Genomic DNA, 20,800 nt, shown 5'->3' with positions numbered 1-20,800 from the left:
CGCCGTGGAACAACATTCCTTCCCCATCACGCCGTCGGCGCCGTCGGCCCAGGGTCTGTACGACCCGACCAATGAACACGACGCTTGCGGCGTCGGCTTCGTCGCCCATATCAAGGGCAAGAAGAGCCACGAGATCGTCCAGCAAGGCTTGCGCATCCTGCACAACCTCGACCATCGCGGCGCCGTCGGCGCTGACCCGCTGATGGGTGATGGCGCGGGCATCCTGCTGCAGATTCCCGACCAGTTCTTCCGCGAAGAAATGGCCAAGCAGGGCATCAACCTGCCGCCGGCGGGCGAATACGGCGTCGGCATGATCTTCCTGCCGAAAGAACACGCGTCGCGCCTGGCCTGCGAACAGGAGTTGGAACGCACCGTGCGCCTGGAAGGCCAGGTCGTGCTGGGCTGGCGCGATGTGTCGGTCGACAAGACCATGCCGATGTCGCCCACGGTGCAGAAGACTGAGCCGGTGATCCGCCAGATCTTCATCGGGCGCGGCCGTGACATCATGACCACCGATGCGCTGGAGCGGAAGCTGTATGTGATTCGCAAGACCGCAAGCCACGCCATCCAGGCGCTCAAGCTCAAGCATGGCAAGGAATACTTTGTGCCGTCGATGTCGGCGCGCACGATCGTCTACAAGGGCCTGCTGCTGTGCGAACAGGTCGGCCGCTACTACCAGGATTTGGCAGACCCGCGTACGGTGTCGGCGCTGGCGCTGGTGCACCAGCGTTTCTCGACCAACACGTTCCCCGCATGGGAGCTGGCGCACCCGTACCGCATGGTTGCGCACAACGGCGAAATCAACACCGTCAAGGGCAACGTCAACTGGATCAACGCGCGTACGGGCGGCATCTCGTCGCCGGTGCTGGGCGATGACCTGCCCAAGCTGTGGCCGCTGATCTATCCGGGTCAATCGGATACCGCATCGTTCGACAACTGCCTCGAACTGCTGACGATGGCCGGCTACCCGCTGGCCCAGGCAATGATGATGATGATTCCGGAAGCGTGGGAACAGCACACGCTGATGGACGACAACCGCCGCGCGTTCTACGAATACCACGCCGCAATGATGGAGCCGTGGGACGGCCCCGCAGCCATCTGCTTTACGGATGGTCGCCAGATCGGCGCGACGCTCGACCGTAACGGCCTGCGCCCGGCGCGTTATTACGTCACCGACGACGACATGGTCGTGATGGCATCCGAGGCCGGCGTGCTGCCGATCCCCGAGTCGCGCATCGTCAAGAAGTGGCGTCTGCAGCCGGGCAAGATGTTCCTGATCGACATGGAGCAGGGCCGCATCATCGACGACAAGGAACTCAAGGACAACCTGGCCAACGCCAAGCCGTACAAGAGCTGGATCGATGCCGTGCGCATCAAGCTCGACGAGCTGGACGCGAAGCCCGAAGACGTGGCCGCCGAAACCAAGCCGGCCGCCAAGCTGCTGGATCGCCAGCAGGCCTTCGCCTACACGCAGGAAGACGTCAAGTTCCTGATGGCGCCGATGGCCGCCAACGGCGAAGAAGCCGCCGGATCTATGGGCAACGACAGCCCGCTGGCCGTGCTGTCCTCGAAGAACAAGACGCTCTACAACTACTTCAAGCAACTGTTCGCGCAGGTCACGAACCCGCCGATCGACCCGATCCGCGAAAACGTGGTGATGTCGCTCGTCTCGTTCATCGGGCCGAAGCCGAACCTGCTTGAGCTGAACAACATCAACCCGCCGATGCGCCTTGAAGTGAGCCAGCCCGTGCTGGACTTCAAGGACATGGCGAAGATCCGCAACATCGAGCACTACACCGGCGGCAAGTTCATGGCTTACGAGCTGGACATCTGCTATCCGGTGGCGTGGGGCAAGGAAGGCATCGAAGCGCGCCTGGCTTCGCTGTGCGCCGAGGCTGTCGATGCGGTCAAGTCGGGCTACAACATCCTGATCGTTTCGGACCGCGCGGTCGACGAGAAGCAGGCCGCGATTCCGGCGCTGCTGGCCACGTCCGCCATCCACCATCACCTGGTGGACAAGGGCTTGCGCACGAGCACGGGTCTGGTCGTCGAAACGGGCTCGGCCCGCGAAGTGCACCACTTCGCGCTGCTGGCCGGCTATGGCGCAGAAGCCGTGCACCCGTATCTGGCGATGGAGACGCTGGCCGAATTGGCGCCGGGCCTGGGCCTGACCGCCGAGAAGGCCATCTACAACTTCACCAAGGCGATCGGCAAGGGCCTGCACAAGGTGATGTCCAAGATGGGCATCTCGACGTACATGTCGTACACCGGCGCGCAGATCTTCGAAGCGATCGGCCTGTCGCGCGAACTGGTCGACAAGTACTTCCAGGGCACCGCATCCAACGTGGGCGGCATCGGCATCTTCGAGGTGGCTGAAGAGGCGCTGCGCCTGCACCGCGATGCCTTTGGCGATGCACCGGTGCTGGCCAACATGCTCGACGCGGGCGGCGAATACGCCTACCGCGTCCGCGGCGAAGAGCACATGTGGACGCCGGATTCGATCGCCAAGCTGCAGCACGCGACGCGCGCGAATTCGTACCAGACGTACAAGGAATACGCGAACCTGATCAACGACCAGAGCAAGCGCCACATGACGCTGCGCGGCCTGTTCGAGTTCAAGGTGGATCCGGCACGCGCGATTCCGCTGGAGGAAGTCGAACCGGCCAAGGAGATCGTCAAGCGCTTTGCTACCGGCGCCATGTCGCTGGGTTCGATCAGCACGGAAGCGCACACCACGCTGGCCGTGGCGATGAACCGCATCGGCGGCAAGTCGAACACGGGCGAAGGCGGTGAAGACGAGCGCCGTTACCGCAACGAACTGCGCGGCATTCCCATCAAGCAGGGCACCAAGCTGTCGGATGTGATCGGCCGCGAAGTGGTCGAGCGCGATCTGGAACTGCAAGAGGGCGATTCCCTGCGCTCGAAAATCAAGCAGGTAGCCTCGGGCCGCTTTGGCGTGACGGCCGAGTACCTGGCTTCAGCTGATCAGATCCAGATCAAGATGGCGCAGGGCGCCAAGCCCGGCGAGGGCGGTCAACTGCCCGGCCACAAGGTGACGGATTACATCGGCAAGCTACGTTATGCAGTGCCGGGCGTGGGCCTGATCTCGCCGCCGCCGCACCACGACATCTATTCGATTGAAGATCTGGCACAGCTCATCCATGACCTGAAGAATGTGAACCCGCGTTCGGACGTGTCGGTCAAGCTGGTGTCGGAAGTGGGCGTCGGCACGGTGGCGGCTGGTGTCGCCAAGGCCAAGGCAGACCACGTGGTGATCGCAGGCCATGACGGCGGTACGGGCGCTTCGCCATGGTCGTCGATCAAGCATGCCGGCACGCCGTGGGAGCTGGGCCTGGCCGAGACGCAGCAGACGCTGATGCTCAACGGCCTGCGCAACCGTATCCGCGTGCAGGCTGACGGCCAGATGAAGACCGGCCGTGACGTCGTGATCGGCGCGCTGCTGGGCGCCGACGAATTCGGCTTTGCGACCGCACCGCTGGTGGTCGAAGGCTGCATCATGATGCGCAAGTGCCATCTGAACACCTGCCCGGTGGGTGTGGCGACGCAGGATCCGGTGCTGCGCAAGAAGTTCTCGGGCAAGCCCGAGCACGTGGTGAACTACTTCTTCTTCGTGGCCGAGGAAGTGCGCGAAATCATGGCGCAACTGGGCATCCGCACGTTCAACGAACTGATCGGCCGCGCAGATCTGCTCGACACGAAGTCCGGCATCGAACACTGGAAGGCCCGCGGCCTGGACTTCGCGCGCATCTTCTACCAGCCGGCCAAGAAGGAAGGCGAGCCGTGCTACCAGGTCGATGTGCAAGACCACGGTCTGGATCGTGCACTGGATCACCAGCTCATCGAGAAGTCCAAGGCTGCGCTGGAGAAAGGCGAGCGTGTTTCGTTCATCCAGCCGGTGCGCAACGTCAACCGCACGGTCGGCGCGATGCTCTCGGGCGAAGTCGCCAAGCGTTATGGCCACGAAGGTCTGCCTGATGATTCGATCCACGTGCAGATGCAGGGCACGGCCGGCCAGTCGTTCGGCGCGTTCCTGGCGCATGGCATCACGCTGGACCTGGTGGGCGACGGCAACGACTACGTGGGCAAGGGCCTGTCGGGCGGCCGCGTGATCGTACGCCCGCCGCACGAATTCCGTGGCGAGCCGACCAACAACATCATCGTCGGCAACACCGTGCTGTACGGCGCGCTGGCTGGTGAGGCGTTCTTCAACGGCGTGGCCGGCGAGCGCTTCGCGGTGCGCAACTCCGGCGCCACCACGGTGGTGGAAGGCACGGGCGACCACGGCTGTGAATACATGACCGGCGGCACGGTTGTCGTGCTCGGTGCCACCGGCCGCAACTTCGCGGCAGGCATGTCGGGTGGCGTCGCCTACGTCTATGACGAAGACGGCCTGTTCGACAAGCGCTGCAACACGGCGCAGGTCGCCCTGGAATCCGTGCTGTCGGCGGCTGACCAGGAGAAGGCACATACCCCGTCGACCTGGCACAAGGTGAACGGCGAGCGCGTGCTCGACGAGCAACTGCTCAAGGCGCTGGTGGAAAAGCACTTCCGCTACACCGGCTCCGAGCGTGCCAAGGAACTGCTGGCCGACTGGAACAACGCCCGTCGCCGCTTCGTCAAGGTCTTCCCGACCGAGTACAAGCGGGCGCTGGCCGAGATGTACGAACGCGAACAGGAAGCCGGCCGCGAACAGATCGCTGCCTGATTCCAATCGACTTGGCGAATGGCTGATCCGCTGATCGGCCGTTCGCCACCACCGAATACAACGCAACCTCACAAGACAGGCCCGACTGCCTGGCTGGCATGACTGTGCCGCCAGAGCAGCACCGGGCCAGGAAGGACACCATGGGCAAGGCGACCGGTTTTCTCGAATTTCCCCGCCAGAACGAGGCATACGAAGCGCCCGAAGCGCGTGTGAAGCATTACAAGGAATTCGTGTTCGCACTGGCGGACAACGAAGCCAAGATCCAGGGCGCACGCTGCATGGACTGCGGCATTCCGTTCTGCAACAACGGCTGCCCCGTCAACAACATCATCCCGGACTTCAACGACCTGGTGTATCGCCAGGACTGGAAGACCGCGATTGAAGTGCTGCACTCGACCAACAACTTCCCCGAGTTCACGGGCCGCATCTGCCCGGCACCGTGCGAGGCGGCTTGCACGCTGGGCATTAATGAACTGCCGGTCGGTATCAAGTCGATCGAGCACGCGATCATCGACAAGGCCTGGAAAGAAGGCTGGGTCGCGCCGCAAGTGCCCAAGCACAAGACCGGCAAGACCGTGGCCGTGGTCGGTTCGGGCCCGGCTGGTATGGCCGCTGCGCAGCAGCTGGCACGCGCTGGCCACGACGTGACGCTGTTCGAAAAGAACGACCGCATCGGCGGCCTGCTGCGCTACGGCATTCCCGACTTCAAGCTGGAAAAGGCGCAGATCGACCGCCGCATGCAGCAGATGGAAGCCGAGGGCGTGACGTTCCGCACCGGCGTGATGGTGGGCGACAAGACGGTTCCGGCCGGCATCACCAACGACGCACGCGAGACCATCGCCGCGGAAGACATCCTCAAGCAATTCGACGCCGTCGTGCTGACGGGCGGATCGGAAGTGCCGCGCGATCTGCCAGTGCCGGGCCGTGACCTGGACGGCGTGCATTACGCGCTCGAATTTCTGATCCCGCAGAACAAGGAAGTGGCCGGCGACGCGCCCAACCCGATCCGCGCCGACGGCAAGCACGTCATCGTGATCGGCGGCGGCGACACGGGTTCGGACTGCGTGGGCACGTCCAACCGCCATGGCGCCGCATCGGTCACGCAGTTCGAACTGCTGCCGCGTCCGCCCGAAGAAGAGAACAAGCCGCTGGTGTGGCCGTACTGGCCGATCAAGCTGCGCACGTCGTCGTCGCATGATGAAGGCTGCGAGCGCGACTGGTCGGTCGCAACCAAGGCGCTCATCGGCGAGAACGGCCGCGTGACGGGCCTCACCGCCGTGCGCCTGGAGTGGAAGGACGGCAAGATGGTCGAGGTGGCAGGCAGCGAATTCACGCTCAAGGCCGATCTCGTGCTGCTGGCGATGGGCTTTACCAACCCGGTCGGCGGCTTGCTGGATGCCTTTGGCGTGACAAAGGACGCGCGCAACAACGCGCGTGCCGCCACCGAAGGCGACAACGCCTACGCCACCAACGTGCCGAAGGTTTTCGCTGCCGGCGATGTGCGCCGCGGCCAGTCGCTCGTCGTGTGGGCGATCCGGGAAGGCCGCCAGGCTGCCCGCTCGGTTGATGCGTTTCTCATGGGTCATTCGGAACTGCCGCGCTGACCACGCGGTTGACCGTTTGACTCAGGCCCGCCTGCCTCGGCGGGCCTTTTTGTTTGTGCCGCGTTTGCTGTGGCGCGTTTGCTGTGGCGCGAGCGTCATGCCTCATGGTTTACGTCGACATGGTTTACATGAGTGCAGTGCGGACAGGCGGATTTCTAGAATGAGATCTCCCCGTGATCCCCAACTGCCTCATGCGACCTCGCGCCCGCAATGTGCGTGCAGATGTGCCCCACGCGCCCGATGTGCTGGATCGGCAGCGGCGGCGAGCGCTTGCGTGGCTTGGCGTGCTGCCGGCGATGCTGGCGTCGCCCGCGCGTGCTTTGCTGCAAGGGTATCCGTCGCAACCGCTGCGTCTGGTCGTGCCGGCGGCGGAAGGCAGCGCATTCGATGCACTGGCGCGCGCACTCGCGACGCAACTGCAGCAGCAGGTCGGCCGCGAGGTGGGCGTCGAAGATCGCCCGGCAGCCAATGGCATGGCCGCCGGCGAGGCCGTCGCCCGCGCGCCCTCCGATGGCCACACGTTGCTGCTCCAGCAGACCACGTTCGTCGCCCAGCCCGCGCTCGAGCCGGCGTCATATGACCCGCTGCGCGATTTCCAGCCGGTCGCGATGGTGGCCACGCTGCCCCTGTTTCTCGCGGTCGATGCGCGCTTGCCGATCCATTCCGTGACCGATCTGCTCGCGCAGGCGCGCGGTGAGTCCGTCACGGTCAATTGCGGCTCGGATATCGTCGGCACGTGGTCGCACCTTGTCGCCGAGCAGTTTGTGCGCGACTACGCTTTCCATGCGCCGCATGTGGTCGTCCGCGGTGAAGCAGGGCTCGTGCAACAGATCCTGGCTGGGCGCATGACGGCGTGTTTCGCCTGCTATCCGAGTGTGGCGGCCGCCGCGGCCAACGGCCAGCTACGGTTGCTCGGGGTGACGGGCGGGGCTCGCTCGCGTTTCGCGCCCGCTGTGCCGACCCTGCGCGAAGGCGGTCTCGCCGGATTCGATCGCAGCGCCTGGATCGGCACCTTCATGCCGGCGCGCACACCCCGGCCTTTCTCGATGCGCGCGGCGGCCGAATTGCGGCGCGCCGTCGCTTCAGGTGATGTCCACGCTACGCTGCGTGCCGGCGGCTTTGAACCCGAATGGGATGCCCCCGACACGTTCGCCCAGACCGTGCGCAGTGACGCGACGCACTGGCAGGGGGTGATTCGCCAAGCCGATCTACGGCTGGATAGCGGCGAATAGGCTGCTCCCGCTGTCGCCGCAGGTGCCAACGCCAGCTTCACAGGTGCACCACTTTCAGCAGCCCGCAAGACCCGGAAACCCCCAGCGCGGCGAACAAGCCACACAAACTGTCGGTAAGCATGGCGTGACTGACGGGCTACGCGGGTTTCCACCTATAATGGCGGGCCGCGCGAAGCTGCGTCTGTTGGCGAGCCAGCGGTAGTCAAGACAACGAGATGCGGCAGCATGAAGCCGCCAACCTGCCGAGCCCTCTGCACCGATCTCCACCGTGTCCACCCAGCCTTCCAACGCCGTTGTCGAACTCGATCAGGTCGATTTCGCCTATCAGCCAGGCGCGCGGCGCATCCTGTCCGGCCTGTGCATGCGCGTGCCCAAGGGCAGCGTGGTGGCCGTCATGGGCGGCTCGGGCTGCGGCAAGACGACGATTCTCCGGTTGATTGGCGGCCAAGTGGCCGCTGCCGCCGGCACTGTACGCGTGCACGGCCAGGATATCGGCGCCATGGACAAGCGCGCGCTGTATGCTGCGCGCCGCCAGATGGGCATGCTGTTCCAGTTCGGGGCGCTGTTTACCGATCTGTCCGTGTTCGACAATGTGGCATTTCCACTGCGCGAACATACCGAACTACCCGAACTGCTCATCCGCGATCTGGTGCTGATGAAGCTGAACGCCGTCGGCCTGCGCGGTGCGCGCGACCTGATGCCTTCGGAAATTTCCGGCGGCATGGCCCGGCGCGTGGCGCTGGCGCGGGCGATTGCGCTGGATCCGTCGCTCATCCTCTATGACGAGCCGTTCGCCGGGCTGGACCCGATCTCGCTGGGCCTGACGGCGTCGCTCATCCGCAAGCTGAACGACGCGCTCGGCGCGACCAGCATCATCGTCTCGCACGACGTGCAGGAGACGTTCCACATTGCCGATTACGTCTACTTCATTGCCAACGGTGGCATTGCTGCCGCAGGCACGCCGGCTGAGCTGACCGCATCGACCGATCCGTTCGTCCGTCAGTTCGTGCACGGAGAGGCGGACGGTCCCGTGCCGTTCCACTATCCCGGGGCACCTTTGGCAGATGACTTCGGTCTGGGCAAGAGCGGAGGCGCACGATGATTTCCACCATCGGCCGCTTTGTTCTGGTGCTGATCAGCCGCTTCGGCTATGCCGCCCGCACGTTGATTTCGCTCATTGGCGCTTCGGGCGACGTGCTCCGTCGCCCGCGCCTGGTGATCGAGCAACTGCGCTTCATCGGCAATGATTCGTTCATCATCATTGCTGTGTCGGGTCTGTTTGTTGGCTTCGTGCTTGGTTTGCAGGGCTACAACACGCTTAACCGCTACGGCTCCGAGCAGGCGCTGGGTTTGCTGGTGGCGCTGTCGCTGGTGCGCGAGCTGGGGCCGGTGGTGACGGCCCTGCTGTTTGCCGGTCGCGCCGGTACGTCGCTCACGGCCGAGATTGGCCTGATGAAAGCCGGCGAGCAGCTGATCGCCATGGAAATGATGGCGGTCGATCCGCTGGCCCGCGTGCTGGCGCCGCGTTTCTGGGCGGGCTTCATCGCCATGCCGCTGCTGGCCGCGATTTTCAGTGCGGTGGGGATTCTGGGCGGATACTTCGTCGGGGTCGGACTGATTGGCGTGGACCCCGGAGCGTTCTGGTCGCAGATGCAGGCCGGCGTGGATGTCATGGACGACGTGCTCAACGGCGTCATCAAGAGTGTCGTGTTTGGTGTGGCGGTCACCTTCATTGCGCTGTATCAGGGTTATGAGGCGAAGGCCACGCCGGAAGGCGTCTCGCGCGCGACTACCCGGACGGTGGTGATCGCGTCGCTCACCGTGCTGGCGCTGGATTTCGTGCTGACGGCACTGATGTTCAGCTGAGCGGCCGGTTGTCGTTAGCGTTCAACGAGAAAAGATCATGCGTAAAAGCGTCCTCGATTTCTGGGTCGGCCTGTTCGTTCTGGTGGGCATCATTGCGCTGCTGTTCCTGGCGCTCAAAGCGGGCAATATGAGTTCGTTCTCGTTTGCCAAGACTTACCAGGTGAAGGCGGCCTTCGACAATATCGGCGGGTTGAAGGTGCGGGCGCCGGTCAAGAGTTCGGGTGTGGTGGTCGGCCGTGTGTCGCAGATCCTGTTCGATGACAAGAGCTACCAAGCCATCGCGGTGCTCGACATGGATCAGCGCTATCAGTTTCCAAAAGACAGTTCGGCCAAGGTCCTGACCTCGGGTCTGCTCGGTGAGCAATACATTGGCATTGAACCGGGTGGCGACTCGGTCATGCTTGCCAGCGGCAGCAAGATCACCATGACGCAGTCGGCGGTGGTGCTGGAAAACCTGATCAGCCAGTTCCTCTATAGCAAGGCCGCGGATGCCGGTGCCGGCAGCGCGAATGGCAGTGCCGGCGGAGCCAAGCCGGCCGAGGGCAGCGGGAGCAATAAGCCATGAAAATAACAACATCCATCCGTATGCTGCGCGGCATTGCGCTGGCTCTGGCTGCAGGCACCACCCTGCTGGCCGGCTGTGCGACGGGACCGAATGCTAATCCGGCTGACCCGATCGAACCGTTCAACCGCGAAGTCTTCCGCATCAACGAAGACCTCGACAAGGGCGTGCTGAAGCCAGTTGCGCAAACGTATGTCGATGTGGTGCCGTCGCCAGCGCGCACGGCGGTGTCGAATTTCTTCTCGAATGCGGGCGATGTCTATTCGGCCGTCAACAACCTGCTGCAATTGAAGGGCACCGCCGCGCTGGAAGACACCATGCGCGTGGCGATCAATACCGTGCTGGGTCTGGGTGGCCTGATCGACATTGCGTCGGACGCCGGCCTGCCCAAGCACAAGGAAGACTTCGGCCAGACGCTGGGCGTATGGGGTGTGCCGTCGGGTCCGTACGTCGTGTGGCCGCTGCTCGGCCCGAGCACTGCACGTGACACCGTGGGGTTCCTGGTCGACTGGCAGATGGACCCGCTCACGTACTGGCACGACAGCGCGGTCACCTACTCGCTGGCCGCGTTGCGCGTGGTTGACGTGCGCGCGAACCTGCTTGGAGCCAGCAATGTGTTCGAACAGGCTGCGGTCGACAAGTACACCTTCCTGCGCGATGCCTATCTGCAGCGCCGCCGCTACCTGATCTATGACGGCAACCTGCCGGATGACCAGGACAACACGAAGTCGCCGGATACCGGTGACGCGACGGTCTCGCCGTACCATCGCTTCACCCCCAACTGGCCGGTGTTCCGCCGCTGATCAGTACACGTAACAAGGTCGCCTCAAAGGTGACAAGGCGTAAAAGTGGCCGGCCCGCACGAACTTGGCTGCGGGCGGTCTGTTCTAATCGCCAACAAGATTGCCGCGAATGCGCTGCAAGCGACCCAAAAATCACACTATAAGGACGCGATATGTTGAAGAAGTTTCTCCGCTCCCTGCTCGCCGGTCTCACGCTGACGGCTGCCGTGGCAGCTGCGCCGGTCCACGCCCAGGACGCCGACGCACAAGCCACGGTCAAGACGGCTGTGGACGACGTGCTCAGCACCATCAAGAGCGATCCGGAACTGCGTGGCGGCAACATGACCAAGGTGTACCAGCTGGTCGACCAGAAGATCGTGCCGCGCGCCGATTTCAAGCGCACCACGCAGATCGCCATGGGCCGTTTCTGGAACCAGGCGTCGCCGGAGCAGCAGCAACAGATCCAGGAAGGCTTCAAAACGCTGCTCATCCGCACTTACGCCGGCGCGCTGTCGAATGTGAAGAACCAGACCGTTTCGTACAAGCCGTTCCGTGCGGCTGCCGATGACACCGACGTGGTGGTGCGTTCGACCGTGAACAACAACGGCGAACCGGTGGCCCTGGACTACCGTTTGGAAAAGACGGCCGGTGGCTGGAAGGTGTACGACATCAACATCAGCGGCCTCTGGCTGTCGGAGACGTACAAGAACCAGTTTGCCGAGGTCATCAGCAAGCGCGGCGGCGTCGCCGGCCTGGTGAGCTTCCTGAACGAGCGCAACATGCAGCTCGAGAAGGGCCCGGCGAAGTAAGCAGCCTTCCGGTAGAATCAATACGGCGGTCAGTTCTGGCCGCTGTTTCTTTTTCTGACGCATCCATTTCCACCATGTTGACCTTGTCCGGCCCGCTGACTCACCGCGAAGCGCCGCGCGTTCTGCGCGAGGGCGAGGCTCAACTCGGCCAAGCGCGCGAAGCTGGCCTTGCCGCGCTGCACGTCGATTGCGCGGGCTTGTCGCAGGTCGATTCGTCTGCGCTGGCGGTGCTGCTGTCCTGGCAGCGCACGGCCCAGGATGCCGGTGTCGCGCTCGACATCGGAGGCGCTCCGCAAGCGCTGTCCAATCTCGCCACGCTGTATGGCGTGGAGTCCCTGCTGGCCGTCGCGCCCGCCCCTGCTGCGCACCATCACGCTCGACATTGAGGCGGCGTCCGGTGCGGGCGCGGGGTGATTGCTCCGAACCCGTCATCGCGATGCCGCGCTCCGGCCCAGGGTCGTGCGCGCCCCTGGCATTCGCGGTTCGGCGTCGTCAGCTGTGGCGCCGTGAGTTGGTGCAGTTCCCCTATAATTCTGGGTTTGTCGCTCTGCTGCCGCCGTGTGCGGCGTCCGCGGCCGTCATGGTGTTGTCGATCGACGGTCACGAGATGCGCAGGGTAGTTCACTTTGTCGGCCATGAAAGCCATCGAAATCGCTGACGTCCGCAAGCGCTACAAGTCGTTGCAAGCGCTCAAGGGCGTAAGCCTGTCTGTCGAGCAGGGCGAGTTTTTCGGCCTGCTGGGCCCCAACGGCGCGGGCAAGACCACGCTGATCTCCATCCTCGCGGGCCTGAATCGCGCCGATTCTGGCAGCGTGCGCGTGCTCGGCCACGACGTCGTCTCCGATTACCGCACTGCACGCCGCAAGCTCGGCGTGGTGCCGCAGGAACTGGTGTTCGATCCGTTCTTCACGGTGCGCGAAACGCTGCGTCTGCAGTCGGGCTACTTCGGCCTGACGAAAAACGATGACTGGATCGACGAGGTCATGGCCAATCTGGACTTGACCAACAAGGCCGACGCCAACATGCGCGCGCTGTCGGGCGGCATGAAGCGCCGCGTGCTGGTGGCGCAGGCGCTGGTGCATCGCCCGCCCGTGATCGTGCTGGACGAGCCGACTGCCGGTGTGGACGTCGAGTTGCGCCAGACGCTGTGGAAATTCATCTCGCGCCTGAATCGCGAGGGCCACACCGTCGTGCTGACCACGCACTATCTGGAAGAGGCGGAATCCCTGTGCGACCGCATTGCCATGCTGAAGTTTGGCGAGGTGGTTGCGCTCGATCGCACGGCGAATCTGCTGTCGCAATTTGCGGGGCTGCAATTGGTGCTGAGCTTTGCGAAGGGCGCGCTGCCGGCATCGCTGGAAAGCCTGCGCCTGCCGGGCAACCACGGCGAGCGCGGCGTCCGTCTGCGCCTGTCGGGCTACGGTGAGGTCGAACAGATTCTCTCCATGTGCCGCCTTGCCGGATGCGAGATCGACGATATGGAAGTCGCCAAGGCCGATCTGGAAGACGTGTTCGTGCAGATCATGCGCCGCGAAGGCGGATTGCCCCTCGGGCCTCAGGCGCCTGCCATTCCTGATTCTGCGCTGGAGCCCGCCGCATGAACGCCATCCCCGAGAGCATGCCGGGCCGTTGGGTCGGTTTCCGTACGCTGCTGTACAAGGAAGTGCTGCGCTTCTGGAAGGTGAGCTTCCAGACCGTGGCCGCGCCGGTGCTGACCGCGCTGCTGTATCTGCTGATTTTCGGCCACGTGCTGGAGGACCGCGTCAAGGTGTTCGACCAGTTGAGCTACACCGCCTTTCTGGTGCCTGGTCTGGTAATGATGAGCGTGCTGCAGAACGCCTTCGCAAACAGCTCGTCGTCGCTCATCCAGTCGAAGATCACCGGCAACCTGGTGTTCATCATGCTGCCGCCGCTGTCGCATTGGGAGATGTTCGGTGCCTACGTGTGTGCGTCCGTCATTCGCGGTCTCGCTGTGGGTACGGGCGTGCTTGTCGTGACGACCTTGTTTGCGCACCTGCACTTCGCGCAGCCGCTCTGGATCATCGTGTTTGCCGTGCTGGGCGCGAGCGTGCTCGGCACGCTGGGGTTGATTGCTGGCATCTGGGCTGAAAAATTCGACCAGCTTGCGGCGTTCCAGAACTTTCTGATCGTGCCGGCCACCTTCCTGGCGGGCGTGTTCTATTCGATTCATTCACTGCCGCCGTTCTGGCAGGCGGTGTCCCACGCCAACCCGTTCTTCTACATGATCGACGGCTTCCGCTACGGCTTCTTCGGCGTGTCCGATGTGCCGGTGGCGACGAGCCTCGGCGTGATGCTGATCGCGCTGGTCGTAGTGGGGGGAGTGGCCCTGCAGATGCTGCGCACGGGCTACAAGCTGCGCCATTGATGCGTCGATAACAAAACGAACGACGCTCACCCTAACGTTTTGCAGGAGAAGGGATGGCTATGTTGCCCACACCCGAACAAGTCAAGCAGTACATCGAAACCGGCCTGCCGTGCGAGCACCTCGAAGTCGAGGGCGACGGCCAGCACTTTTTTGCCACCATCGTCAGCGCACAGTTTGAAGGCAAGCGGTTGATCCAGCGTCACCAGCTCGTCTATGCCGCGCTGGGTGAGCGGATGCGCGCCGAAATTCACGCGCTGTCCATGAAGACGCTCACCCCGGCGGAGTGGCAGTCCTGATGGCCGAGCTTGATCCCACACCGGTTACCGTTTCAACCGATTCCGACCTTGCGCTCGCCGAGCGCCCCTCCCAAAGTGATCGACGAGACGTCTCGCTCATGGACAAACTGCTGATCGAAGGCAATGGCCCGCTCTCGGGCGAAATCCGCGTGTCTGGCGCCAAGAACGCCGCGCTGCCCATCATGTGTGCCGCGCTGCTGACGGCCGAGCCGCTGGCGCTGAGCAACGTGCCGAACCTGCAGGACGTGCGCACGATGCTCAAGCTGCTGCGCCAGATGGGCGTGGAAGGCGTGCTCGACGGTCACAACCTCACGCTCGACGCTGCGGCGATCCACACGCCCGAAGCTTCGTACGACCTGGTGAAGACCATGCGTGCGTCGATCCTGGTGCTGGGCCCGCTGCTGGCGCGCTTCGGCCATGCGCGTGTGTCGCTGCCGGGCGGTTGCGGCATCGGCGCGCGTCCGGTGGATCAGCACATCAAGGGGCTGCAATTGATGGGCGCCGAGATCGTCATCGAGCACGGCTACATTGAAGCCAAGCTTGCCGATGGCGCAAAGCGTCTGCGCGGCGCGCGCATCGTCACCGACATGGTGACGGTCACGGGTACGGAAAACCTGCTGATGGCAGCCGCGCTTGCCGACGGCGAAACCGTGCTGGAAAACGCCGCGCGCGAGCCCGAGGTGACCGACCTCGCCAATCTGCTCGTGAAGATGGGTGCGCGCATCGAGGGCATCGGCACCGACCGCCTCGTCATCCAGGGCGTTCAAGCGCTGCACGGCGCTGCGCACACGGTGATTGCCGATCGGATCGAAGCCGGTACGTTCCTGTGCGCCGTGGCGGCGGCCGGTGGCGACGTGACGCTGCGCGCCGTGCCGCCCGGCATTCTCGATGCCGTGCTCGACAAGCTGCGCGAAGCCGGCGTGACGCTCACCACGGGCGATGACTGGATCCGCGTGCAGATGACGGGCCGCCCCAAGGCCGTGAGCTTCCGCACGTCGGAATACCCGGCGTTCCCGACCGACATGCAGGCGCAGTTCATGATGCTCAACGCCATCGCCGAGGGCTCTGCCACGGTGACGGAGACCATCTTCGAAAACCGCTTCATGCACGTGCAGGAACTGAACCGCCTGGGCGCCAATATCGTGATCGATGGCAAGACCGCCGTGGTGACGGGCGTCGAGCAGTTGTCGGGCGCGACCGTCATGGCGACCGACCTGCGTGCCTCGGCCAGCCTTGTCATCGCCGGGCTGATCGCGCAGGGCGAGACGCTGGTCGACCGCATTTATCACCTCGACCGCGGCTACGACCGCATCGAGGACAAGCTGTCCGCTGTCGGCGCCAAGATCCGCCGCATTCAAGCGTAAGGTAAGGAACCCGCTGGCCATGAACGCATTCCAGTCCGCCTCCAACCAGCTCACGCTGGCGCTGTCCAAAGGGCGCATCTTTGAAGAGACGCTGCCGTTGCTGAAGGCCGCCGGCATCGAGGTGACCGAAGATCCGGAAACCTCGCGCAAGCTGATCCTGCCGACGTCGGACCCGGCGCTGCGCGTGATCATCGTGCGCGCCTCCGACGTGCCGACCTACGTGCAATACGGGGCGGCGGACTTCGGCGTGGCCGGCCGAGATGTGCTGATGGAGCACGGCATGGCGGGCCTGTATGCGCCCATCGATCTGAACATCGCCCGCTGCCGCATGTCGGTGGCGGTGCCCAAGGGCTTCGATTACGCCAACGCGGTGCGCCAGGGTGCGCGCCTGTCGGTGGCGACGAAGTATCTGAATACCGCGCGCGAACACTTTGCCAAGAAGGGCGTGCACGTCGACCTGATCAAGCTGTATGGCTCGATGGAGCTGGGTCCGCTGGTGGGCCTGGCTGACGCCATCGTCGACCTGGTCAGCACAGGCGGCACGCTGCGTGCGAACAACCTTGTCGAGGTGGAAGAGATCGTGCAGATCTCGTCCCGACTCGTCGTCAACCAGGCTGCGCTGAAACTCAAGCGTGACAGGCTGGCGCCTATCCTCGACGCTTTCGAGCGCGCCTCCGCCCAGGACGAGCGTGCTGGGGAACCCGCATGAGCCTGACCATTCGTAAGCTGGATTCGGCCGAAGCCGGATTCGCGGCGCAACTGCGCCAGGTGCTCGCTTTCGAGGCGAGCGAAGACGAAGCCATTGACCGGGCGGCCGCGCAGATCCTGGCCGACGTGAAGGCGCGCGGCGACGCCGCTGTGCTGGAAGCCACGCAGCGCTTTGACCGCATTGAAGCCGATAGCGTGGCCGCGCTGGAACTGTCGCCGGCCACGCTGCAAGCTGCGCTGGACGGCCTGGAGCCCAAGCGCCGCGCGGCACTCGAAGCTGCTGCCGCCCGCGTGCGTGCGTATCACGAGAAGCAGAAGATCGAGTGCGGCACGCACAGCTGGGAATACGCCGAAGCTGACGGCACGGTGCTCGGCCAGAAAGTCACGCCGCTCGATCGCGTGGGCATCTACGTGCCGGGCGGCAAGGCTGCGTACCCGTCGTCGGTGCTGATGAACGCCATCCCGGCACGTGTGGCCGGCGTCAAGGAAATCATCATGGTCGTGCCCACGCCCGGTGGCGTGCGCAACGAGCTGGTGCTGGCTGCGGCCTGCATCGCCGGGGTGGACCGCGTGTTCACCATCGGCGGCGCACAGGCCGTGGGTGCGCTGGCTTATGGCACGGAGACCGTCCCCGCCGTCGACAAGATCGTCGGCCCCGGCAATGCCTATGTGGCGGCGGCCAAGCGCCGCGTGTTCGGTACGGTGGGCATCGACATGATTGCCGGCCCGTCGGAAATCCTCGTCATCTGCGATGGCACGACCGATCCCGACTGGGTGGCGATGGACCTGTTCTCGCAGGCCGAGCACGACGAGCTGGCTCAGTCGATTCTGCTGTGCCCGAACGCCGAGTTCATCGCGCAGGTGGAAGCCAGCATCAACCGTCAGCTTGAAGACATGCCCCGCCGAAGCGTGATTGCCGAGTCGCTGTCGGGCCGGGGTGCCCTCATCAAGGTGCGCGACATGGAAGAGGCGTGCGACATCGCCAACGACATCGCGCCGGAGCATCTGGAGATTTCGGCGGAGAACCCGCGCCAGTGGGCCGAGCGCATCCGCCACGCCGGTGCGATCTTCCTCGGCAAGTACACCAGCGAGTCGCTGGGCGATTACTGCGCGGGCCCGAACCATGTGCTGCCCACCTCGCGCACGGCGCGTTTCTCGTCGCCGCTGGGCGTGTACGACTTCATCAAGCGCTCGAGCCTGATTGAGGTGAGCGAAGCCGGCGCGCAGATGCTGGGCGAGATTGCTGCCGAACTGGCCTACGGCGAAGGCTTGCAGGCGCATGCCCGCAGCGCCGAATATCGCCTGCAACGCCCAACCTCCGAATAACGCCTGCAGCACGACGATGAACGCCACAGCTCCGGCCCAAGCCTCTCTCGATGACCTGCTCGCCCGCATCGTGCGCGACGACGTTCGCGCCATGGGCGCGTACCACGTGCCCGACGCGACCGGCATGGTCAAGCTGGACGCGATGGAAAACCCATATCTGCTGCCGGCGATGCTGCGCGACGCGCTGGGCAAGCGCCTGGCCGAAGTCGCGCTCAACCGCTACCCGGTGCCGACGGCCGACGCGTTAAAGGCGCAGCTCAAGCAGGTGATGCATGTGCCGGCCGGTGCCGAGGTGCTGCTGGGCAATGGTTCGGACGAGATCATCAGCCTGATCGCCATTGCGGCGGCCAAGCCGGGCGCGACCGTGCTGGCGCCGGTGCCGGGTTTCGTGATGTACGCGATGTCGGCGCAGCTGCTGGGCTTGAACTTTGTCGGCGTACCGCTCAAGGCGGACCTGACGCTTGACCGTGAAGCGATGCTGGCGGCCATGGCCGAACACCAGCCCGCCGTCATCTACCTGGCGTATCCGAACAACCCGACGGGCAATCTGTTCGACGCGGCGGACATGGACGCGATCATCCGTGCCGCACGTGGCCCGGTGTGCCAAAGCCTGGTGGTGGTCGACGAGGCCTACCAGCCATTCGCGCAACATAGCTGGATGCCGCGCCTGCGCGATTTCGATCATCTTCTGGTGATGCGCACCGTCTCCAAGCTGGGCCTGGCCGGCATCCGCCTCGGCTACGTGGCCGGCCACCCGAAGTGGATCGCCGAGCTGGACAAGGTGCGCCCGCCGTATAACGTGAATGTGCTGACCGAGGCGACCGCCCAGTTCATGCTCGAACACGTGGACGTGCTGGATGCCCAGGCAGCGACCCTGCGTGCCGAGCGCACCAAGCTGATCGATGTGCTGTCGGCTCAGCCGGGCGTGACGGTGTTCCCAAGCGCGGCGAATTTCATCCTGCTGCGCGTGCCGAATGCCGCCACCTTGTTCGAGCGCCTGCTCAATCGGCGGATTCTGATTAAAAACGTCAGTAAAATGCACCCGTTGCTGGCCAACTGTCTGCGCGTGACGGTCAGCAATCCCGAAGAAAACGCGCAATTTATCGATGCCTTTGTCGCATCGATGCAGGAAGCCCCATGAGCCGCCGTGCCGAGGTCACTCGTAACACCTCTGAAACGCAGATCCGCGTCGCCCTTGATTTGGACGGCACGGGCAAGCAGACGCTGAACACCGGCGTCCCCTTCCTGGACCACATGCTCGACCAGATCGCCCGACATGGCATGGTCGACCTGGACGTCTCGGCCACTGGCGACACCCATATCGACGATCACCACACCGTGGAAGATGTCGGCATCACGCTGGGCCAGGCCGTCGCCAAGGCCATTGGCGACAAGAAGGGCATCGTGCGCTACGGCCACAGCTACGTACCGCTGGACGAGGCCCTGTCGCGCGTGGTCATCGACTTCTCGGGCCGTCCGGGCCTGGAGTTCCACGTGCCGTTCACGCGCGCACGCGTGGGCAACTTTGACGTTGACCTGTCCATCGAATTCTTCCGCGGGTTCGTCAACCATGCCGGCGTGACGCTGCATATCGACAACCTGCGCGGCGTCAACGCGCACCACCAGATCGAAACCGTGTTCAAGGCCTTTGGCCGCGCGCTGCGCATGGCGGTAGAGATCGATCCGCGCGCTGCCGGCACGATTCCGTCGACCAAGGGCGCCCTGTAAATCACTGCGTCGGCCTGGCCGCGCCTACCCGACTCAGAAACCGGCCGCCGATCCGATGGATCTGACAAAAAGCTTCTTCTCGCTGCTCGCGCTGATCAACCCGATCGGGGCGATCCCGTTCTTCATCAGCCTGACCGAGAGCCAGACGGATGAGGAGAAGCGCCGCACCATCAAGGTTGCGTCGATTTCGGTGGCAATTGTGATTGGCCTGTCGGCGTTGCTGGGCGAGCAGATCATCAGCTTTTTCGGGTTCTCAGTTGGCTCGTTGCAGGTCGGCGGCGGGATCATCATGATCATGATCGCGCTGAACATGCTCAATGCGCAGACCAGCCGCACCAAGGCCACGCCCGAAGAAGAGGACGAAGCCGGTGCCAAGGCCAGCATTGCGGTCGTGCCGCTGGCGATTCCGCTGCTCACGGGCCCGGGCTCGATCAGCACGGTCATCGTCTATGCGGGCAAGACGAAGCACTGGTGGGACTTGTTTCTCCTCGCTGGCGTCGGTGTGGCGATCGCAGTCGTGGTCTGGATCGTGCTACGCGCGGCCGAGCCGATCGCCCGTGTGATCGGTCGCACCGGCATCAACGTCGGGACGCGGCTGATGGGCCTGATCCTGGCGGCGCTGGCCGTGGAATTCATCGTTGATGGGCTGAAAACCCTGTTGCCCGTACTTCGGGCCTAAGTTAAGTCATGACTAAGATCGCAATCGTCGATTACGGCATGGGCAATCTGCGCTCGGTGGCGCAAGCCCTGATGGCCGTTGCTCCGGAGGCCGATGTGCGCATCAGTGCGCAAGCGGATGAAATTCGTTCGGCCGACCGTGTGGTGCTGCCAGGGCAGGGCGCCATGCCCGACTGCATGGCCGCGTTCGACCAGTCCGGCCTGCGCGATGCTGTGCTGGAGGCATCGCGCAGCAAGCCGATGCTCGGCGTATGTGTGGGCGAGCAGATGCTGCTCGAGCGCAGCACCGAGGCGCGCCCCGGGCAGCCGTACACGGAAGGGTTGGGCCTCATCAAGGGCGATGTGGTCCGCTTTGAGCTGGACGGCCAGTTGCAGCCGGACGGTTCACGGTACAAAGTGCCTCAGATGGGCTGGAACCGCGTGCACCAGAGTCGTGCCCACGCCCTTTGGGAAGGTGTGCCGGACCAGAGCTACTTCTATTTCGTGCACAGTTACTACGCGCGGCCCGCCAATGCCGACGAATCGGTCGGAGAGACCGAATACGGCGTGCGGTTTACCTCCGCCATCGCCCGGGATAATATTTTTGCAACACAGTTTCACCCGGAAAAAAGTGCGCAAGCCGGGCTGCAGATCTACCGGAACTTCGTGCACTGGAACCCGTGAAATCGGGCTCACAGTCGCGACCGAATCCCTTTTGCCCGTTTAACCTCACCCCCTCAACTTTGTCGTTACG

19 protein-coding genes are annotated in these 20,800 nt (G+C 64.1%); all 19 read left to right on the top strand.

Annotated features, from left to right (window positions below; all coding sequences use genetic code 11):
• Positions 1-4 precede the first annotated feature (4 nt).
• The 19 genes from CFE42_RS17745 to hisH all read left to right on the top strand — a co-directional run bounded on the left by CFE42_RS17745 (position 5) and on the right by hisH (position 20,730).
• A complete protein-coding gene (locus CFE42_RS17745; RefSeq protein ID WP_024542180.1) occupies positions 5-4,726 on the top strand; it encodes a glutamate synthase-related protein in 4,722 nt (1,573 codons plus the stop codon).
• A gap of 140 nt (positions 4,727-4,866) precedes the next feature.
• Positions 4,867-6,330, top strand: coding sequence for a glutamate synthase subunit beta (locus tag CFE42_RS17740; protein ID WP_004634569.1), 1,464 nt, complete (start codon positions 4,867-4,869; stop codon positions 6,328-6,330).
• Positions 6,331-6,521: 191 nt separating this feature from the next.
• Entirely contained in the window at positions 6,522-7,562 is a 1,041-nt protein-coding gene (locus CFE42_RS17735) for a tripartite tricarboxylate transporter substrate binding protein (protein WP_004634571.1), read from the top strand.
• Between the two features lie 268 nt (positions 7,563-7,830).
• Positions 7,831-8,664: an ABC transporter ATP-binding protein gene (locus tag CFE42_RS17730; RefSeq protein ID WP_004634573.1), complete on the top strand. Its 834-nt coding sequence runs from the start codon at positions 7,831-7,833 to the stop codon at positions 8,662-8,664.
• On the top strand, positions 8,661-9,428 hold the full coding sequence (mlaE, locus tag CFE42_RS17725; RefSeq protein WP_004634575.1) for a lipid asymmetry maintenance ABC transporter permease subunit MlaE: 768 nt from the start codon (positions 8,661-8,663) through the stop codon (positions 9,426-9,428). The genes CFE42_RS17730 and mlaE overlap by 4 nt, the downstream gene beginning before the upstream one ends.
• Positions 9,429-9,465: 37 nt before the next feature.
• Positions 9,466-9,993: an outer membrane lipid asymmetry maintenance protein MlaD gene (mlaD, locus tag CFE42_RS17720; protein ID WP_004634577.1), complete on the top strand. Its 528-nt coding sequence runs from the start codon at positions 9,466-9,468 to the stop codon at positions 9,991-9,993.
• On the top strand, positions 9,990-10,793 hold the full coding sequence (locus tag CFE42_RS17715) for a VacJ family lipoprotein (RefSeq protein WP_004634580.1): 804 nt from the start codon (positions 9,990-9,992) through the stop codon (positions 10,791-10,793). The genes mlaD and CFE42_RS17715 overlap by 4 nt, the downstream gene beginning before the upstream one ends.
• 152 nt (positions 10,794-10,945) lie before the next feature.
• Positions 10,946-11,581, top strand: coding sequence for a phospholipid-binding protein MlaC (locus CFE42_RS17710; RefSeq protein ID WP_004634582.1), 636 nt, complete (start codon positions 10,946-10,948; stop codon positions 11,579-11,581).
• A 74-nt stretch (positions 11,582-11,655) separates the two neighbouring features.
• Positions 11,656-11,967 (top strand): STAS domain-containing protein, encoded by a 312-nt coding sequence (locus CFE42_RS17705; protein ID WP_004634584.1) that lies wholly within the window; start codon positions 11,656-11,658, stop codon positions 11,965-11,967.
• A gap of 249 nt (positions 11,968-12,216) precedes the next feature.
• Positions 12,217-13,182, top strand: coding sequence for an ABC transporter ATP-binding protein (locus CFE42_RS17700; protein WP_004634585.1), 966 nt, complete (start codon positions 12,217-12,219; stop codon positions 13,180-13,182).
• The gene (locus CFE42_RS17695; protein ID WP_004634587.1) at positions 13,179-13,967 is read left to right on the top strand and encodes an ABC transporter permease; all 789 of its coding nucleotides are present in this window, start codon (positions 13,179-13,181) and stop codon (positions 13,965-13,967) included. Before CFE42_RS17700 ends, CFE42_RS17695 begins: the two co-directional genes overlap by 4 nt.
• 59 nt (positions 13,968-14,026) lie before the next feature.
• Entirely contained in the window at positions 14,027-14,263 is a 237-nt protein-coding gene (locus CFE42_RS17690) for a BolA family protein (RefSeq protein WP_024542178.1), read from the top strand.
• A 98-nt stretch (positions 14,264-14,361) separates the two neighbouring features.
• Positions 14,362-15,627 carry a UDP-N-acetylglucosamine 1-carboxyvinyltransferase gene (murA, locus tag CFE42_RS17685; protein WP_037044759.1) on the top strand — a complete coding sequence of 422 codons (1,266 nt, stop codon included), beginning with the start codon at positions 14,362-14,364 and terminating at the stop codon, positions 15,625-15,627.
• Between the two features lie 19 nt (positions 15,628-15,646).
• Complete coding sequence (gene hisG / locus CFE42_RS17680) at positions 15,647-16,336, top strand: ATP phosphoribosyltransferase (protein WP_004634593.1); 690 nt, start codon at positions 15,647-15,649, stop codon at positions 16,334-16,336.
• Positions 16,333-17,661, top strand: coding sequence for a histidinol dehydrogenase (gene hisD, locus CFE42_RS17675; RefSeq protein WP_004634596.1), 1,329 nt, complete (start codon positions 16,333-16,335; stop codon positions 17,659-17,661). Before hisG ends, hisD begins: the two co-directional genes overlap by 4 nt.
• Positions 17,662-17,677: 16 nt before the next feature.
• A complete protein-coding gene (gene hisC, locus CFE42_RS17670; protein WP_004634599.1) occupies positions 17,678-18,802 on the top strand; it encodes a histidinol-phosphate transaminase in 1,125 nt (374 codons plus the stop codon).
• The gene (gene hisB / locus CFE42_RS17665) at positions 18,799-19,389 is read left to right on the top strand and encodes an imidazoleglycerol-phosphate dehydratase HisB (protein ID WP_004634601.1); all 591 of its coding nucleotides are present in this window, start codon (positions 18,799-18,801) and stop codon (positions 19,387-19,389) included. The genes hisC and hisB overlap by 4 nt, the downstream gene beginning before the upstream one ends.
• 55 nt (positions 19,390-19,444) lie before the next feature.
• Complete coding sequence (locus CFE42_RS17660) at positions 19,445-20,068, top strand: MarC family protein (RefSeq protein WP_004634603.1); 624 nt, start codon at positions 19,445-19,447, stop codon at positions 20,066-20,068.
• 8 nt (positions 20,069-20,076) lie between these two features.
• Positions 20,077-20,730, top strand: coding sequence for an imidazole glycerol phosphate synthase subunit HisH (hisH, locus tag CFE42_RS17655; RefSeq protein ID WP_004634605.1), 654 nt, complete (start codon positions 20,077-20,079; stop codon positions 20,728-20,730).
• Positions 20,731-20,800 lie beyond the last annotated feature (70 nt).

This window comes from Ralstonia sp. PBBBR1, assembly GCF_002256165.1.
In the GTDB taxonomy this organism is placed as follows: Bacteria; Pseudomonadota; Gammaproteobacteria; order Burkholderiales; family Burkholderiaceae; genus Ralstonia; species Ralstonia thomasii.
The sequence above is the reverse complement of the archived record's forward strand: the minus strand, read 5'-3'. Positions and strand labels throughout refer to the sequence as shown.

Coding starts and splice junctions, on each gene's coding strand:
- hisD (WP_004634596.1), top strand. CDS start 16,333: ATGAGCCTGACCATTCGTAAGCTGGATTCGGCCGAAGCCGGATTCGCG.
- CFE42_RS17695 (WP_004634587.1), top strand. CDS start 13,179: ATGAACGCCATCCCCGAGAGCATGCCGGGCCGTTGGGTCGGTTTCCGT.
- hisG (WP_004634593.1), top strand. CDS start 15,647: ATGAACGCATTCCAGTCCGCCTCCAACCAGCTCACGCTGGCGCTGTCC.
- CFE42_RS17710 (WP_004634582.1), top strand. CDS start 10,946: ATGTTGAAGAAGTTTCTCCGCTCCCTGCTCGCCGGTCTCACGCTGACG.
- CFE42_RS17700 (WP_004634585.1), top strand. CDS start 12,217: ATGAAAGCCATCGAAATCGCTGACGTCCGCAAGCGCTACAAGTCGTTG.
- mlaE (WP_004634575.1), top strand. CDS start 8,661: ATGATTTCCACCATCGGCCGCTTTGTTCTGGTGCTGATCAGCCGCTTC.
- mlaD (WP_004634577.1), top strand. CDS start 9,466: ATGCGTAAAAGCGTCCTCGATTTCTGGGTCGGCCTGTTCGTTCTGGTG.
- CFE42_RS17660 (WP_004634603.1), top strand. CDS start 19,445: ATGGATCTGACAAAAAGCTTCTTCTCGCTGCTCGCGCTGATCAACCCG.
- murA (WP_037044759.1), top strand. CDS start 14,362: ATGGACAAACTGCTGATCGAAGGCAATGGCCCGCTCTCGGGCGAAATC.
- CFE42_RS17705 (WP_004634584.1), top strand. CDS start 11,656: ATGTTGACCTTGTCCGGCCCGCTGACTCACCGCGAAGCGCCGCGCGTT.
- CFE42_RS17735 (WP_004634571.1), top strand. CDS start 6,522: ATGCGACCTCGCGCCCGCAATGTGCGTGCAGATGTGCCCCACGCGCCC.
- hisC (WP_004634599.1), top strand. CDS start 17,678: ATGAACGCCACAGCTCCGGCCCAAGCCTCTCTCGATGACCTGCTCGCC.
- hisB (WP_004634601.1), top strand. CDS start 18,799: ATGAGCCGCCGTGCCGAGGTCACTCGTAACACCTCTGAAACGCAGATC.
- CFE42_RS17740 (WP_004634569.1), top strand. CDS start 4,867: ATGGGCAAGGCGACCGGTTTTCTCGAATTTCCCCGCCAGAACGAGGCA.
- CFE42_RS17690 (WP_024542178.1), top strand. CDS start 14,027: ATGTTGCCCACACCCGAACAAGTCAAGCAGTACATCGAAACCGGCCTG.
- CFE42_RS17715 (WP_004634580.1), top strand. CDS start 9,990: ATGAAAATAACAACATCCATCCGTATGCTGCGCGGCATTGCGCTGGCT.
- hisH (WP_004634605.1), top strand. CDS start 20,077: ATGACTAAGATCGCAATCGTCGATTACGGCATGGGCAATCTGCGCTCG.